Here is a 17,844-nt window from a genome sequence, read left to right as displayed (position 1 = left end):
GGAGTTTGTTGTTACTTAACCTTTGGTTGCACCTGATGCTAAACCAGAGATTAAATATTTCTGTAAGAATAGATACACAGTTGCAATTGGAACAGCGATTAAGATTGCACCCGCTGCAAATCGCGTGAAATTATTCGAGAATTGATCATTAACAAAGTTGAATAAACCAAGTGCTAATGTGTAATTCTCAGGACTTCTTAACACAATTCGTGGCAAGATAAAGTCCATAAATGGATTCATAAAGTTAAACAATGCCACAACTGAAAGAATCGGTTTTGTTAGAGGCAATAGAATCTGGAAGAAGATTCTAAAGTGGCCTGCCCCGTCCATTTTAGCTGACTCATCTAGTTCTCTTGGTAACGTATCAATGTAACCCTTCACTAAGAAAGCGTTCATCGGGATCGTGTTACCAATATAGATAAGAATTAGACCCGTTAAGCTGTCTAACAATCCTATTGTATTAAGCAAGATATATAAGGCAACCATTGCCATTAATACAGGGAACATTTGAAGTAACAAGAATGCATATAAACCATACGTACGACCTCTGAAACGGTACCGACTAAATGCGTATGCTGTGAAGCTTGTAATTAGTGTACCTAAAAGTGATACAGATACAGCAACAAAGATCGTATTACGATACCATAACAAGTAGTTACTTCGAGGACTCGTAAATAGCCATTCATAGTGAACGAACGATGCATTTTCAGGAATAATCGATGCACCATAAAGGTTTGTACCTGGGTTAAGTGACATTCCAAATGCCCAAATTAGTGGATAGAATATGATCACAGTCATAACGGCTATCACTAAATACATGGCTGCAATTTCTAATCTGTTTTTTGTTTTGTAACTCATTGGTTGTCTAGCCATTTAGAAAGTCCCCTCCTCTTTAAAGGAACGTGAACGACGGAATTGGACAAACGCAAACGTCGCAACGATCATCCCTAAAATTAATGAAATAGCTGCTGCCATACTGTATTGTGAATTTGTAAAGGTTAAATCATAGATCCAGGATATCAAGATATCTGTACCACCCGCGGTTTGCCCCCGGACAGCTGGACCCCCTTCATTAAATAGGTAAATAATATTGAAGTTATTAAAGTTAAATGTGTACTGTGTAATCAATAGCGGTCCTGTTGCAAACATTAAGTGTGGGAACGTAATATGACGGAATTTTTGCATCCTTGTTGCCCCGTCCATATCAGCTGCTTCATACCAATCACTTGAAATACCTTGCAGAACGCCCGTGAATAATGCAAACACAAATGGGAAACCAAGCCAGGTTTGGATCATAATAAGCGCAATCCTGGTCCATGTCGGATCGGTCAGCCACGGTATACTGGTACCAAATAAAGGTTGTAGTATATCCGTATTAATGGCACCGAAATTATCATTAAACATCGCTGAGAAAATAATAATCGTAACAAACCCTGGTACGGCCCATGGTAAAATGAAAATAGTACGAATGATTTTCTTACCTTTTAATCGTTTGTCGTTTGTTAAAACGGCTAAGAACATTGCTAAACCAATCGCAAGTGTTGTCGCGAAAAATGTCCAAACTAACGTCCAAGATAAAACGCTCATAAACGTATTTCGCCATTCAGCAATTGTAAATAAATTAATAAAGTTATCAAATCCTACCCAGTCTAATAAGTGTCTAGGTGGTGAATTATATAAGTTATAATTCGTAAAGGCTAAGAATCCCATAAATAATAGTGGGAATAATACGACAAATATTAAGAACATAAGTCCTGGTCCTACAAGCATGTATGGAAATGCTGTATCCCATGCATTCTTAAATCCGGCCATTACACCGCCGACTTGCCACCCATTTTTGATCTTGATAGCATCTCTTCTAGCATCTTGGAGATTGACCCAATAGAAGATTAAATAAAATGTTAGAAATATGAGTGATAAGATCCCTTCACTTAAGAACACACGCGAATCATCTACACGCTCCTCAGTACCTAATGTAAATAGCCCTTGAAGACCATCTGACATAAAGTCAAACATAACAATGGCAAAAGCGGCAAATAAAACGAAGATTGCTGCACCTTTTAAATAACGCTTATTGTAAGCCTGTCCTAAACCAGGAATGATTGAGAGCAGCATTGCAAGTGTGGGGTTATGATTAGAGTTCTGATTATCTTGTCGATTCTTGTTCGTCTCTTGATCGTTCTTTGTAGCCATAACGGCTGTTCCCTCCTTTATAAAAAGAGAGAGGATTGAGAAGATTAATCATCTCTCAATCCCTTCTCTAAAGACTTATTGACCCATTATAGAAATTTCTGCTTCAATTTCTTCTACTGCTTCATCTAAGACTTCTTGAACATCTTCACCTGAAGAGATGAATTCTAATGCATCACCAATTGGCTCCCATACTTGACTCATTTCTGGAATGTTAGGCATTGGATAAGCATGCTCAGTTTGTTCGAAGATCGGCTCCATAAATTCATCATCAATTTCAACATCTAAGTGTGCCGGTAACTCACCTGCAGTTTCGTAATACAGCTCAGAATTCTCTGCATTTGTTAAGAATAGTGCAAGTTCAGTTGCCCAGTACTGATCTTCTGTATAATAGTTAACTAACCAACCTTTGTTACCTGCAAATGAACTTAAGTGCTCGCCATTATTTGTTGGAAGTGGTGCAACACCTAAATCATCGCCTAAAGCATCACGATAGTCTGGAATTGCCCATGGACCGTTAATAGCCATTGCAACTTGACCATCTGCGAAGAGACCATCAATAATATCTTGCTCAATACCCGTTGGAATTAAATCATCTTCAAACCAAGTTTGGATTGTTTCTGCACCAGCTACTGCTTCTGGTGTGTTAAGACCAATATCACTTGGATCATAAACGCCATCTGCATCTTGTCCGAAGATGTAACCACCTTCACTAGCTAAGAACGGATACACAAAGTATAAATCTAAAGCATTCATTAAGAAACCATAGTTTTCATCGTCTGTAATATCATATGCAATATCCATTAAATCATCTAACGTTTCTGGTGCTTCGTCAACATGTTGTTGGTTGTAGAATAAACCATATGTTTCTACAACTGCTGGAATACCATATTGAATACCATCATAGCTGAATGATTCAACTGCTTCTTCGTTATAACCAGCTAATCGCTCTTCTTGGTCTTCAGTTAGGTCTAACTCAGCTGCAACACCTAGTAAATCAATATCTCCCATACGGTCATGTGGTTGGAAGAATAGGTCCGGACCTTGTCCTGCAGGTGCATCAAGTTCCATACCATCTAATTGATCTAACATGCTGTATGGTGTGATGCTAACGCTAATTCCATACTCATCTTCAAAGCGCTCTACCATTTCTTCATGAGCATCTAATTGTTGTTCTTCATCATTCACCCAAATAGTCAGTTCTTCAGGTTTTTCAGGTGTATCATCACCATTTTCTTCTTCTGTTGTTTCTTCTCCTGTTTCCTCTGGAGTATCTGCCTCTTCTGTGTCGTCACCGCCACAAGCGACTAAAAACATTGACATAACCAACATTAATACTGCTGTGAACCAAAATGATTTACCTTTAAACATCTTTCTTCCCCCTCTTTAATGAGTAATTAAATTTAGCTAACCTTTCATCTGATTGATCAATATAAGCACCATTATGTTTAACGCTTACAATATTGAATGTTTCAGATCCAACAACTCATAAAATGTGCTGCCGATCAATCAAACGCTAGATTGCTTGAAATGGTACAACCCATTTGTGCACATATAGTGAAATCGCTTGCACCATTTATTAACTTCATTATACTATTGATTGATTTAAAATTACAACCCTTTTTTAGAAAAAAGTATAATTTTTTTGTAACCGCTTCACATATCTTTGTATCAATACTAACTTTCATCATTCAATCGATTAGCTGTCGTTTCTAATGACTTGATTTCATCTGTTAATGTTTCTTGACGTCTTGTTTGTTCTTCAACAATTGATGCGACATTTGTGCTACGTTCCTGCAAAACGGTTGCACCATTCACCAATTCAGTAACGGATGAAACGACATCTTCTATTGCTCGATTAATTTGAATAATTGATTCATTAATATCTTTTTGTTCTCGAGTTACTTTCGCATTATCAGTAGAGATTCGCTTAAATAACGCAGAAGATTCTGCTGTTTGGTCAAGCGTTTTTTGACTATGGGTCTTGAAGTCTTCGAATGCTTGACCAACTTCTGTTGCTTCTTTACTTAGTTCTTCTAATACTTCTTTTGTTTGATCTGAGAACTCGTTCGTACCTTGAGACAACTTACGGATCTCATCTGCAACAACAGCAAAGCTTCTGCCTTCTTTACCAGCTTTCGCCGCTTCGATTGATGCATTAATCGCTAGTAGATTCGTTTGATCTGCAATTCCGTCAATTCCTTGAATAAAGGATTGGATATGTTCTAACTGATTTTGCATACCCGAGACACGTCCAGCTGTAGTTGATGTTTGTTGATTTAACTGTTCGACAGTTGACTCGAGTTGACCCATTAATGTTAAACCTTGACTAGAGACAGTTTCCAATGTGTTTAATTGATCACTCATATAACGAACTGAATTTTGAATTTCCTCTGAACTTGCAGAAACTTCTTCTGTTGTTGCTGAAATCGTATTTGTGAAATCAGTTTGTTTCTCCATCTCATCCTGAAATCCATTCATCATTTCTTCAATCTCAGCCATTCCAGTTAATTGTTCATTTGATTTATTAGACGTTGATTGCACAACCCCCAATACATCCTGACTTATTTCTTTATTTCTAAGTAAAATCTGATGTAGTTGGTCACCCATTTCATTTAACCGTTGATCTATAATCGCAAATTCATCACGTCTTTTCACCGTTTGGCTAAATGATAAATCACCATTTCGATAAGCTTTAATACGTTTCATCACTAACTTCACACCACTACTCAATGATCGGGCAAATAAAATCAGTGAGACAAGTGGTACGACGATTAAAATCGATAAGGCAGTCATCATGATCACTTCAGATGTTGCCAAAGATTCTTGCATTGCTTGTGATACTTCTTCTCTTCTTGTTTCTAAATTGTCCTGTATACGCTCATTAACTGAATTAACCGCATCTTCATTTCGATTAATAATAGGCACAACACGACTTCTTATTTGTTCACTTTCATCTCCAAAAAAGGCCTCTGTGAAATTTTCTTCATAAACAGTCTGATAAGATTGAACAGCCTCATCAAGATGAATGAAGTAATTCTCAAACGTTTCAACATCACCCAACTGTGCTTCTAATTGATTAAATAATGTTGTTGCATTTTCTAACGAGGTTTCTGCTAACTCGACTTGGTCTTCACTATAACCTGATGTTGCCAATTGGTAATAGGCGATACTTGTTTGGTTTAATTGGTTTACCATATCAGCGAAATCTTGTTGCAAAGTCGCTGTATCCTCTAACCGTTCACTTTGGCGTGAAACATCTGAACTAAAATAATAAATTAACCCAGCAGCAACAATACATGTCGAGACGATAATCGTTATTAACGTATACAATTTTCGTATCAATCGATTATCTGTATTCGCTTTCATTTTTGACTGTTTTTTTGTGTTACCTTTCTTTCTTAATCTGCTCTTTAACTTTGTAATCAATATACTCCCCCCGTATGGTCATTATTGACATATGTACAAGTAGCGCAGTTTCCTTCCATTGCGCAACCGATTTCTCACACTTGTAGTTTATCATACGGATGACCATTTGACTATTCTTTTTTTGAATTTTTACTTATCAACACCTTTTCGTTTATAAATTAATTTAATTTAAATTGTTGATAAGTCTAGTATAAATCAAACCAAATAATGCCACAATATCAAAATGTTCTCTCAAATATTCATAATCTTAAACTTAATAGCACCCAAAAAAAGAGACCCTATTAAATAGAGTCTCTTCGCTATCATTCATTAATCGTTAAAATTATCTGTTACAGCACCAATTGATGAGCATGCTACGTTATGAGCGTATTTACCTAAGACACCTTTTTGATGTAATCTTGGTGGTTCATAGCTTTCTAAACGTTTCGCTATTTCATCATCTGAAAGACTGACTGTTAACTCTTGCGTATCTGAATCGATCGTTACTTCATCACCTTCATTTAAAATGGCAATTGGACCACGATCTTGAGCTTCTGGTGCAATATGACCTACGACCAGACCATGCGTTCCACCAGAGAACCTGCCGTCTGTTAAGAGGGCTACAGATTGTCCAAGTCCTTTTCCGACTAGGATCGCAGAAATGGAAAGCATCTCAGGCATTCCCGGGCCACCTTTAGGGCCAACTCCACGAATGACTAAAACATCTCCTTCGTTAATCTTATTATCCATCACGGCTTCTGTTGCTTCGCGCTCTGTTTCAAACACACGCGCAGGCCCAGTATGTCGTTTAACTTTTACCCCAGAAACTTTTGCAACTGCACCACTTGGGGCTAAATTACCTTTTAAAATCACAAGTGGCCCTGTTTTGCGATAAGGCTCTTCGAATGGTTTAATAATTTCTTGACCTTCTGCAAGGTCTTCAGCGTCTTTTAAGTTTTCAGCCACTGTTTTCCCAGTAACGGTTAAACAATCACCATGTAAGTATCCATTCTCTAAAAGTAATTTCATAACAGCCGGTACGCCGCCTACTTTATATAAATCTTCCATCACATATTGTCCACTTGGTTTAAGATCAGCTAAGTGAGGTACTTTCTTTTGAATACGATCGAAATCATCAAGTGTTAAATCAACTTCAGCTGCATTAGCAATCGCTAATAAGTGTAAAATCGCATTCGTAGAGCCACCTAAAGCCATGACAACGGTGATCGCATTTTCAAATGCTTCTTTCGTCATAATATCTTTTGGATAAATGCCTTTTTCTAATAATTTATAACTTGCTTTACCAGCTTCTTCTACATCTACATACTTATCTCCCGACTCGGCTGGGTGAGAAGAACTTCCTGGTAAGCTCATCCCCATCGCTTCAACGGCTGATGCCATCGTATTTGCAGTATACATACCACCACACGAACCTGCACCCGGACAAGCAGCACATTCGATACCGTGCAATTCTTCATCTGAAATTTGACCGTTGTTATGTTTTCCAACACCTTCAAATACCGATACGATGTCTAATTTCTCACCATTTCGATAGCCCGGTGCAATCGTACCTCCGTAAACGAATACAGCCGGTACATCTGATCTGGAGATCGCAATCATGCAACCTGGAATATTTTTATCACACCCTCCGATTGCAACATAACCATCTAAGTTTTCAGCACCCACAACCGTTTCAATCGAATCAGCAATTACATCACGACTTGGTAAAGAGTAACGCATGCCATCTGTTCCCATTGAAATACCATCAGAAACTGTAATTGTATTAAAGATTAAAGGGACACCGCCAGCCTCTTGCACCCCTGATTTCGCTTTTTCAGCTAGGCCATGAAGGTGAATGTTACATGGTGTGACTTCACTCCATGTACTCGCGATACCGATTTGTGGTTTTTTAAAGCTTTCATCGGTGAATCCGACAGCTCTTAACATCGCACGGTTTGGTGCGCGTTTAGCATCATCATATACTTGACTTTTAATTCTTAGATCTTTCGACATATCTCACCCTCCAATTGCTATTTATTATACTTTAAATCATCTTTAAGTAAATTTCAAACTTTTATTTTAATTCTGAAAACTTAAATTCATTTTCTTTTAAGGTGTTCACACATTCGTCATATTCACCAATGCACAATCATGCTAAACTAGTGATTAGAGATTGTCATGATAAGGAGAATTAGAGCCCATGTATTTTTACGATCGCCTTAAACAAAATCAACACACATTAAATGAAACGGAATCATTTATACTAGATGACTTACTTCAGAAAAAGAACAGTATTAAGGATATGACGATTCGTCAAGTCGCACAAAATCATTTTACTGCACCAAACACGATTACACGTTTATGTAAGAAACTAGGTTTTAAAGGTTTTACTGACTTTAGAGAAGCTCTCTACCAAACAGAACAGACTGAAAATGATTATATAGAGATCACATCTTTAGATGAGCAAATCGTTAAAACGAAACAACTCGTAAATATGGATACTGTGAATGATGTTTTAGATGCGATCCATCATGCTAATCGTATTCTTTTCTTTGCTGTAGGCTTATCTAGACTACCAGCAGATGAACTCGATGCGAGACTACAACTGGTCGGGAAACATTCTCAAACTTTTTTGGATCCCCATGTTATGAAATATAATGCAGAACTGTTAACTGAAAATGATTTAGCGATCGCCATTAGCTTAAGTGGTGAAACAGATAATATACTTAAAGCGACAACGATCGCACAAGTGGCTGGTGCAAAGACACTTAGCATTACTGGTTTTTCGACAAACTCACTCGCCAAACAAACTGATTTTCAATTGTATGGCTTTTCAAGTGATGTCCGCGTTAACGGAATCGATGCGACCGATCGCTTTAGTGTTCACTACCTTATCAACTTATTGTTCACGGAATATCTGAAAAGGTATCATTCGAAATCAAATTAAACGATCGTTTAACTGCTTTTCTTAATAAAGCAGGACCGTTTTTAATTGCTTCATCAACTGACATAGGCGCGTCAACAATTGGAAGTACAGCGGAGATTGATTCTTCTTTTAAATCAATGAGTCCGTCATCAATAATAGCTGCAAAAACAATGGTTGGAACATCTAACTTTCCAGCAAGTCGGCTAATCCCAACCGGGACTTTACCTTGAATCGATTGTGTATCAAATTTACCTTCTCCTGTGATGACGAGATCGGCATTTTCTATCAGTTGGGAAAGCCCCCCTTTTTCAGCCAATAACTGAAAGCCACTTTTAGGGGTTGCATTGAAAAATGCATACAAACAAAAGCCGATACCACCTGCTGCGCCTGAGCCTTCAGTATGCTTATAGTCGGTTCTCGTCACTTTGCTGATCCGTTCAGCAAAGTGCTGCATACTCTTTTCATGACAAATGAGCTCATGATCTCTTAATCCTTTTTGCGGTCCAAACACATAGGTTGCACCATTTTCTCCTAGCAACGGGTTTTCAACATCTGAACCGACAATAAATTCAACATCGTATAGCCGAGGATCAAGGTGTGTCGTATCCACACTATCAACAGCTGCGAGGTCGATCGGTAAGGTCGGTAGCTCTTCTTGATGTTTATTCAGAAAACGAACACCGAGCGCTTGAAGTAAACCGATCCCTCCATCAACAGTCGCACTCCCCCCTAGACCGATAATACATTTTTTCATCCCTCGTTCAAGTGCAGACATGATTTGCTCACCAACACCATAGCTTGTAGTGTAACGAGGATGGCGTTTGTCTCGATCTACTTTCGTAATTCCTGCCGCTTCTGCCACTTCAATAATCGATAAAGCTTCTTTTTCAAACCATCCATAATAACATCGTTCCGTTTCTCCCGTAGGTCCTGTAACCGGCTCTTCAATTAATTTACCAGGTAAAACATCTAAGAATGCTTCAACTGTCCCTTCACCGCCATCAGCAATCGGAAAAGTCGTCACCTGATGCTCAGGTTCTAAAGCTTCTTTTACAACGTTATTGGCTTGTTTACTTGTCATCGACCCTTTAAACGAATCAATAGCTGATAAAATTCGCATGTTTTTTCCTCTCCTTATTATATGTTAGAAAAATAGAGGCAATGACGCGAGCGTCTATTGCCTCTATTTTATCGGTCACTAGTTTAATGTTGGCCAATAATCTTTATTGGCTTCGATTAGCGCATCTAATACTTTTCTAGCTTTTTTCGCATCGACAATCGTACGATTTAGTGTTAATGCTTGAAGCGCTTTTGTATAAGAATTTTCTACATAAGCTTCAACTGTTAATTTCTCAAATGCATGTTGAGATTCAATTAACCCTTTGTAGAAGGTGTCAATTTTACCAACAGAATAAGGATGCGGGCCATTTTTACCGAGTGATGCTGCGACTTCAATCATCACATCATCATCTAAGTTTGATACAATACCATCATTTCTCACAATTACAACATACGTTTTTCTCAGGTTATTTGCAATAGAAGCTGCCACCTCTACCATCATATCACCATGTGCGTCATTATGAACAACTTTTGAGTCTTGTGTTGTATCATTTTTAACAATACGTTCACACTCAGCAAAGACTTTTTGTTCACGACCATTTCTCACTTCATCTGTACGTGTATAGTCAGGGTCAAGTGTTGACAACTTATAATCCGGATACAAGTAATATTGCAAGTACGTATTCGGTAAATAATCAGGGAAATCTCTTAACATATCTTCAACCATTGCATACGTATCTAACCATGATTGATCGCGCTGCTCAGCATCTACTGGACGGAACCCGCCATTTAACACAATTTCTTTGATTTTAGGCGCAACATCCATACCATTCTCATCATAGATAGCTGTAAACCATCCATAATGATTCAATCCGAAATACTCAGGCTCCAATTTATTCACATCATGATCGATGAGTTTTGCATATGAGCGCATTAAGTTAACTGGCTGATCACAAATATTTAAAATACGATCATCTTCTGGGAACAATTTATCTAATGCTAAGCCGACAATTGCAGCTGGATTTGTATAATTTAAAATCCAAGCATTAGGACTTAGGCTTCTCACATCTTTAACCATTTCTTCCATATCACGAATCGAACGAAGTCCGTATGCAAATCCGCCAGGTCCACATGTTTCTTGACCAATTAAGCCCATACTCAGTGGGATTTTCTCATCTTGTTCTCTCATATCGAAACCACCGGTACGCATTTGACAAAAGACAAAGTCAACATCACGATAAGCTTCTTCTTTATCTGTTGTGTAGGCGACTTCTACATCAGGTGCTTCTTCTCTAAAAAGGATTTTAGCAAATTCACCGATGATATTTTGACGTTCAGCGTCGATATCGTACAATGTTACTTTATTTAACGCAAATTGATCTAAATGCGTCGTCATGGCTTTCAAAATACCTGGTGTCCATGTCGAACCACCACCAACTAATACAATATTATTTTTCTTCATTTCCTGGCACCCCTTTAACTTTTTGAGCAATGCCTTCTACTTGTGGGCCATATATGACTTGTATATGTTTATCGTCAATCTTTACCACACCGGCTGCTCCTGTGTTTTTTAATTTCTGTTCATCTGCAACATTCGCATCTTTTACAACGAGACGAAGTCGAGTGAAGCAGTTCTCTATTTCTTCAATATTATTCACGCCACCTAAGGCCTCAACAATCGTTTCACCTAAGTGACCATCATCCTTCACTTCTACATCTTGTCCTTCGTCTAACTTTTCACGACCTGGCGTTTGAATATTTTTCTTCGTAATAATGAATTTGAAGAAGTAGTAATAAGCAAATGCATACCCAATACCAACGATCACAGCGAAGAACCAATTTGTTGCTGTACCTTGTAAGACACCAAACACCGTTAAATCAATCACACCACCTTGAACATTTCCGATCACAACATTAAAGAGATCCATTAACATAAACGATAGACCTGCCATAAATGCGTGGAATACAAATAGTAAAGGTGATACAAAGATAAACGCAAATTCAATCGGTTCTGTAATACCTGTTGTAAACGCTGCTAAAATCGCTGCGAATAATAAACCTTTCACGCGTTTTTTCTCACCAAGTCTTGCCGTGTTTATCATCGCAAAACCAGCAGCAGGTAAACCAAATACCATAAACGGTACTTTACCTTGAGCTAAGAAGCGTGTAGCAGTAGACATAAGGTCAAAATCTAATACATCTTGAGCCAGTGCTGTATTGAAAATGTTTAACGCACCTACGACTTGATCACCATCAATCATGGCAATACCACCGATTGGTGTGAAACGAACAAGTTGGTTTAAAATGTGGTGTAAACCTGTTGGAATAAGTAAACGTTCTAAGAAACCGAACAAGAATGTACCAAACAGTCCTGAATCAGCAATGACGTTACCTAGTGATTCAATCGCACCACCAACAAATGGCCAAATATAGTACATAGCAAGTGATAATACGGGAACAGCTACTGTTGTGATAATCGGTACAAATCTCTTTCCACCAAAGAAGCTGATGGCTACAGGTAACTCGACGTTATAAAACTTATTATGAAGAATAGCAACTAAACCACCGGCTAAAATACCAGCAAATACGTTCATTCTTAAAGTAAAGATACCTAAAACTGTTTCATACTGAGAGTTTACCTGAGTCGCTTCTAATTCTGACATGCCCTCAGCCATTAAGTAATCAATTGATGTTGTTTCTGCTGTCACACCGTTAAGACCTAAAATATACTCTAATGTCACATGGAAAATAATAAATCCGATAACAGCTGAGAATGCTGCAGTTGGCTTCTCTTTTCTAGCCATGCCAATCGCAATCGATACAGCGAATAAAATCGGTAAATTACCAAATAAAGAACCGGATAGCGACCTTACAAAACCAATCACGTTTTGAACGCCTTCAAACGAAACGAATGTTTCACCGACAATATCAGGATTCTGTAGTACCGATGCCAGCCCTAGAAAAATACCGGCTGCTGCAATAATTGAAATGGGCATCATTAATGATTTACCTAACTTCTGAAAAAAATCTTTCATGTTTGTTCCCTCCCTTTAATGTTTCGACACGTTAACTATAATCTCATTTAAAAGCGTTTACAATGCTTTTAGGACGATTGAAAACGCCATCATCAAATTGTAGTTTGTACACAATTCAGTTGTTTTGTACACGAAATAACTAAACACATTAACATTTGTATGTTTAAACTTAAGTTGATTAGGATAGATAATCAATATAGTGGTGATTATTTCTAAAAGGAGTCGATGTTAAAGATGAATATGAATAAAGAAATCAAACGATTAGAAAGTCTCTATTTAGAAAAACCGGAACGCGTATTCAGCATGTACTTAAATACAGATCCTTCAGACCCTGAACAACAAGGGGGCGAATGGCGAATCCACCTAAAAAATGGATTGCAACGATTCGAGAAATATTTAAAAAATGATGGGAATAAAGATGAATTAGAAAATTTCCAAAAAGTGAAGAAAAAAGTAAAAGACTATGTTGCGGAAAATGAGCTTGACTTTGCTAAAAGTGTCGTCATCTTTGCAACACCTGATGATTCTGTTTGGTTTGCTGAAATTTTCCAAGTACCAGTTAAGACAGAATTCTTCTGGGAGGAAATTGCGAAGGTGGATCAACTCATTCAACTGCATCAAGATTATCCAAAAGCGGGGATTATATTAACTCAAAAAGAGGCCATACGTGTCGTGGAAACTGAACTAGGAAGACCATTAGATGATGTGTTATATGAACTTGACTTGGATACAGAAGATTGGAGACGACACACTGGACCACATCGTGCACAAGCCACTGTTGGCTCAGGAGGTAAGAGTAAAAAACGAGAACAATTCATTGCTCGTTTCGAGGCAAATCGTCATCGTTGGTATAAATCAATTGCTCCAGACCTTGACAAATTAGCCAAAGATCACGGCTGGGATTACATTTACATGATGGGGCCAAGTGAAGAAACACATGAACTCGGTGAAGAAATGAATAAAACAATTAATGCTTATATCGATAAAAACATGTTAGACCAAGAAGAGTCTAAAATTATAACGAAAGCGTTGAATGAAATTTCAAACTCATAAAAAAAGAGCTCGTATTGGTTTCAATTGAAGCCAATACGAGCTTTCTCTTTAAAATTACCTTGATTGATCGGTTAACTTAAACCAGTCGAAATAAGCTTTTTCTTGTGCTTTTTTACCATTACCTGTAGCGTAAAGGCCAACCATCACGCCTGTGAATACTCCACCAAATCCACCATTATGTTCTGTTGAAAGACTGGCAACAGATAGTTTAGCAACTTCCTGAGCTTCTCCTTCTTCTGGTTGAATGGAATACGTATAATAAGAACCATCACATTCAACTTTTAGATCGATGATATCCGTATCTACTTCAATTTCTTTTACGATGCGTTTATGTTGGGCTACTTCTGTGACGGTGATTATCCGCTTTTCGTCTACAAACTTTTCGCCAATCGTTTGATGTGCATATTCATTTAACCAGACGACAAGTCCAGCCTCGCAATCTTCAAATTCACCTTTTAAATACACACGAGTCTCAGCTTTAAAATGATGCGACGGTTGTCTTTGTAATAGAATCGTTGGATGAGCTTGTTCATCTGTTAATTTATCTGCTCGTCCGTCTAATCTTAACCAACCATTGCGACTTGGAAAGACAAAATAGGCATCTCGTTTTTTACGCAAATACGTCCACGTTACATCAAGTTCATGTTCAGTGAAATCAGTAAAGAATTCGCTATTTTTCTTTTGCTCTACCTTCAATTGAGGCGTCTCCATTACTTCTTGTACTGTACCATCATTATTATCGACATAGGGCCAGCCGTCTTCAGTAAATTCAACAGGCGCTAAGAAAGTTTCACGTCCCATTAATGTGTACTTTCCATTGGCTGGTCGTGTTCCTAAAAACACCATCCACCAGTTGCCATCAGGATCATCGACTAAATCCGCGTGACCAATTGTTTGGATCGGATGTTCTCTAATTTCCCGGTGCGTCAAAATCGGTTGTTCATACAATTCAAACGGCCCATATGGATTCTCGCTTCTAGCAATGATTTCCCGGTGATCTTCACCTGTTCCACCGCAAGCACACATTAAATAATATGTTGAATCAATTTTATACAGGTGAGGCCCTTCTGTCCACTGGCCACCATCTCCAGAGAAGATTTTAACTGGCTCAGTTAACGCTTCGCCCGTTTCTTTATCGATTTCATATTGAATAATATGTGAACCATATCCTTCTCCGTTTTGGATCGTTACATAAGTTGTATCACCAATAAATGTTAGGGAAGGATCAATGTTTCCATAAGGAATCGTTATAGGCTCTGACCACGGACCTCTTGGGTCTGTCGCTGTCACATAAAAGTTACCAATTCCATCTGTATCCGTTGTAATCATATAAAACACACCGTCATGATATCTCAACGTCGGCGCAAATATACCTTTTGATCCTTTTCTTGATTCTAAATTAAATTGATCGGTTAAAACGTACCCGATTTGATCCCAATTGACGAGATCTTTACTGTGAAAAATGGGGACACCTGGATAATACTCAAATGAACTTAGTACTAAATAGTAATCATCTCCGACTCTTTCAATACTCGGATCCGGATAAAATCCACTTAGTATAGGATTATTAAATTTCAAAACTGTCAGCTCCTTAATTTTTACCATAGTCTCGCCCCCCATGGTAACATTTCCACATTAAAAATGAACCGGTTACATTTATATCTTATTTAAAAAAGTAAAGGAATTCATTCAATCATGAATTCTGCACCGATTGGTGTTTGCAAACTAGGGTATCCTTCTACGTTAATTCGCTTAATAACACGATAATGACCTGGTGATAGCTCTGATAGATCCACGGTTTGTTCATGCATCTCTCCTGGTGCCAACATCAGTGCAATTTGTATAAAGGCTAAATCTAGCGGAATCACGTACCACTCATCATCAATGTTTTTCTCGATGGTATAACTCATACCTAAGGTTAATGTCGTTGGGCCATAATTTTTCAAAGTTAGCTCTGCTTCATCATCATGATCATAAAGTTCTTTGTCCAGTATCAATTCAGCGTTCATCTCTTCTTTAGGCACAACAATAACCCCAAGCATTGAATCTTCAACTTCACCATCTTCAGAAAGAATATCCATCGTTAATAAATACCGTGAGTTCACTTCATCCGGTAAATTTCCTTCATAAACCATAGTGTTCTCATCAACTTTTTCAATCATTACCGTCTCAGATACAAGCTCCTGTTCTATTTCTAAAGTATCACTTAATTCATACAATTGAATGCGAACCTCTTGATTAAAATCAGTCGGTTCAGCTTCGTGAGCTATTAATTGAACGGAAAAAGATTCACCTGGTTGCTTTTGGCCTTGTGTTAAACCATAACCAAATACACCTTCACCATTTCCCATAAACCACTCATACGTAGGAGAAGGTAGATTTGTGTGTTCTGCTATTCTTTTAGGATCTTGAATCATTGACTGATCAATAGAATCATCGATAATGGATTCGACCTCTGTCGAACCGATTAATGAAGACACCTCTTTTTCACCTTTTTCAAGTTCATCAGCAGAAAAACTTCCCCGGTCATGCTCCCCACAAGCGGTAAGAAAAATAAGTGAGACCATTATAAATAAGCTAACATGTAACCATCTCATCATTTACGCCTCCTTTAATACATCAGTCGATTTCGGATTTCATCTGTTACAAAAGGATTCCCTTTTTCCAATTAATATAGACATAAAAGAATAGGTTTTTCCCTCATGAAATAAGGGAAGAGAACTATACAAGGCTACTCAGATGAATGGTTCTGTTTTTCTATTTAATCTGCAAAGCCTTAGCGGGAGTCCAGATTAATTAAACAACATATGGTTTGAATTATTCAAACAACACCACCAGAAAAATCGGATCTCCCGCTACTACTAAAAAAAGACTTAATCGAGCACGTATTGGTTATCAATACGTGCTTTTTAGACTGATGATAAGGAGCGATTCGAAAATGGAAAAGCAGAACCCTGACGAGAAGCTCAATAACCTTTTAGATCATGACGAACTTGAGCAATACTGTTTTCACAATCATACGGAAATAACTGAAGACGGTGAGTATGTCTTTTTCAATTCTTGTCTAAGTGTAATAATTCATCGTTAAGAAACCGATGATTCGTTTCTAATTCTCCATAAATTTTTTTAACCCACACTTTTTCGCCCTTCAAAAATTGATTGAAGTCGAGTAATACTGGTTGTCGATCTGCTCCTAAACTAATGCGCATTGTTAATTTGTCAGGTTCATACAGCGTCGTGTGCAATGTTCCAGACCATTTTTTATAGGTCGTTTGGAAAATAGACGCTCTCTTTTGATTCAAAGCCTGATAAGCATTTTGTGGTGATTGATGTGGATTCCATTTTTTATGGATTTGTTCTAGTCGTTGAATGGATTCATCGTTTTGATAACGATTTTCTTCGGTTAAATGATGAAAATGATTAGTGCATGCCAAACTATCCCGCGTAACGACTGATCTTGGCGTTGCTTCCACAATTTTTGATTGATGGTTTTTATCAAATAATACATAAGAAAAAGATGTCCGATGAGGCATTGATTGTAATAAATCGATCGCTTCAGAGACATTTGCAGCTTTCTCAAGTAAAATACGCGCAATCGTATGACAAATAAACCCGTCACCAGCACCAATTCGATTCGTAAAATTATAACCCACAACTAAACCTTTCTCGTTCATCCCATCTGTTCTTCCCGTCACGAACATAGAAGGACCTAGACTTCCGTACCCACCATCTGTCGGTTGATACAGGACGACTCTACCATCATAACCACTCGGATGTGAGTCATAATTTCTTACGAGATAATTCTCACCTGTCACAATGGAACAACCGCTTTTTCCATATTCAAAATAATAGCCACTAAAATAACGCATCGCTTGATCTATAGACCAGTCCAAGCCTTCCGCTAATCCTGCTAATTCATCTAACAGTTCAGGCGCAAAGCGATTGAGTAATTTTTCCGCTTCATTAACATCCGTTTGAAAATGACGCTTTTCTCTATGTTGAAATTGCTTCACTCTATTTTTAAGTAACGTTGATTGTTTAAGTTTCTTACCTTGTTCTAAGCCAAATTCGAAATGTGTGCCTCTAAATTGATAAACATCACTATAGACTGACATGAATTAAAACTCCTATCTCTCTGAAATATAGACCACTATAACACAATTATAGAAAAAA

At 37.8% G+C, this 17,844-nt stretch carries 13 protein-coding genes; 2 read left to right on the top strand and 11 right to left on the bottom strand.

Annotation, left to right across the window (positions count from 1 at the left end; all coding sequences use genetic code 11):
* Nucleotides 1-15: 15 nt before the first annotated feature.
* The 5 genes from BLR62_RS08715 to ilvD form a co-directional block, all read right to left on the bottom strand.
* Entirely contained in the window at nucleotides 16-858 is an 843-nt protein-coding gene (locus BLR62_RS08715; protein WP_090796098.1) for a sugar ABC transporter permease, read from the bottom strand.
* A gap of 15 nt (nucleotides 859-873) precedes the next feature.
* Nucleotides 874-2,193 (bottom strand): sugar ABC transporter permease, encoded by a 1,320-nt coding sequence (locus tag BLR62_RS08710; RefSeq protein ID WP_090795909.1) that lies wholly within the window; start codon nucleotides 2,191-2,193, stop codon nucleotides 874-876.
* A gap of 75 nt (nucleotides 2,194-2,268) precedes the next feature.
* Entirely contained in the window at nucleotides 2,269-3,561 is a 1,293-nt protein-coding gene (locus BLR62_RS08705) for a sugar ABC transporter substrate-binding protein (protein ID WP_090795906.1), read from the bottom strand.
* Between the two features lie 306 nt (nucleotides 3,562-3,867).
* The gene (locus BLR62_RS08700; protein ID WP_245719441.1) at nucleotides 3,868-5,619 is read right to left on the bottom strand and encodes a methyl-accepting chemotaxis protein; all 1,752 of its coding nucleotides are present in this window, start codon (nucleotides 5,617-5,619) and stop codon (nucleotides 3,868-3,870) included.
* 309 nt (nucleotides 5,620-5,928) lie between these two features.
* Nucleotides 5,929-7,611 (bottom strand): dihydroxy-acid dehydratase, encoded by a 1,683-nt coding sequence (ilvD, locus tag BLR62_RS08695; RefSeq protein WP_090795903.1) that lies wholly within the window; start codon nucleotides 7,609-7,611, stop codon nucleotides 5,929-5,931.
* A 187-nt stretch (nucleotides 7,612-7,798) separates the two neighbouring features.
* On the opposite strand from ilvD, the gene BLR62_RS08690 reads away from it, so the two are divergent.
* Nucleotides 7,799-8,545, top strand: a complete 747-nt coding sequence (locus tag BLR62_RS08690; protein WP_090795901.1) for a MurR/RpiR family transcriptional regulator — start codon at nucleotides 7,799-7,801, stop codon at nucleotides 8,543-8,545.
* Here the strand turns inward: BLR62_RS08690 and BLR62_RS08685 are convergent.
* The 3 genes from BLR62_RS08685 to BLR62_RS08675 all read right to left on the bottom strand — a co-directional run bounded on the left by BLR62_RS08685 (nucleotide 8,505) and on the right by BLR62_RS08675 (nucleotide 12,618).
* On the bottom strand, nucleotides 8,505-9,644 hold the full coding sequence (locus BLR62_RS08685; RefSeq protein WP_090795899.1) for a glycerate kinase: 1,140 nt from the start codon (nucleotides 9,642-9,644) through the stop codon (nucleotides 8,505-8,507). The two genes, BLR62_RS08690 and BLR62_RS08685, sit on opposite strands and share 41 nt — an antisense overlap.
* Before the next feature lie 78 nt (nucleotides 9,645-9,722).
* Nucleotides 9,723-11,045: a 6-phospho-alpha-glucosidase gene (locus BLR62_RS08680; protein WP_090795897.1), complete on the bottom strand. Its 1,323-nt coding sequence runs from the start codon at nucleotides 11,043-11,045 to the stop codon at nucleotides 9,723-9,725.
* Nucleotides 11,032-12,618, bottom strand: coding sequence for a PTS transporter subunit EIIC (locus BLR62_RS08675; RefSeq protein WP_090795894.1), 1,587 nt, complete (start codon nucleotides 12,616-12,618; stop codon nucleotides 11,032-11,034). The genes BLR62_RS08680 and BLR62_RS08675 overlap by 14 nt, the downstream gene beginning before the upstream one ends.
* Nucleotides 12,619-12,858: 240 nt before the next feature.
* On the opposite strand from BLR62_RS08675, the gene BLR62_RS08670 reads away from it, so the two are divergent.
* On the top strand, nucleotides 12,859-13,671 hold the full coding sequence (locus BLR62_RS08670) for a VLRF1 family aeRF1-type release factor (RefSeq protein WP_342706543.1): 813 nt from the start codon (nucleotides 12,859-12,861) through the stop codon (nucleotides 13,669-13,671).
* A 54-nt stretch (nucleotides 13,672-13,725) separates the two neighbouring features.
* Here BLR62_RS08670 and BLR62_RS08665 read toward each other — a convergent pair whose 3' ends face one another.
* From BLR62_RS08665 to BLR62_RS08655, 3 genes are all read right to left on the bottom strand, one after another.
* Nucleotides 13,726-15,276, bottom strand: coding sequence for a glycoside hydrolase family 43 protein (locus tag BLR62_RS08665; RefSeq protein ID WP_176759262.1), 1,551 nt, complete (start codon nucleotides 15,274-15,276; stop codon nucleotides 13,726-13,728).
* 80 nt (nucleotides 15,277-15,356) lie between these two features.
* Complete coding sequence (locus BLR62_RS08660; RefSeq protein WP_090795890.1) at nucleotides 15,357-16,268, bottom strand: immunoglobulin-like domain-containing protein; 912 nt, start codon at nucleotides 16,266-16,268, stop codon at nucleotides 15,357-15,359.
* Between the two features lie 456 nt (nucleotides 16,269-16,724).
* Nucleotides 16,725-17,786 carry a C45 family autoproteolytic acyltransferase/hydrolase gene (locus BLR62_RS08655; RefSeq protein ID WP_090795889.1) on the bottom strand — a complete coding sequence of 354 codons (1,062 nt, stop codon included), beginning with the start codon at nucleotides 17,784-17,786 and terminating at the stop codon, nucleotides 16,725-16,727.
* Between the last annotated feature and the right edge of the window lie 58 nt (nucleotides 17,787-17,844).

The organism is Pelagirhabdus alkalitolerans (assembly GCF_900096905.1).
Lineage (GTDB): Bacteria > Bacillota > Bacilli > Bacillales > Amphibacillaceae > Pelagirhabdus > Pelagirhabdus alkalitolerans.
Note: the sequence above shows the minus strand (reverse complement) of the source record. Positions and strands in the feature narration are given on the sequence as shown.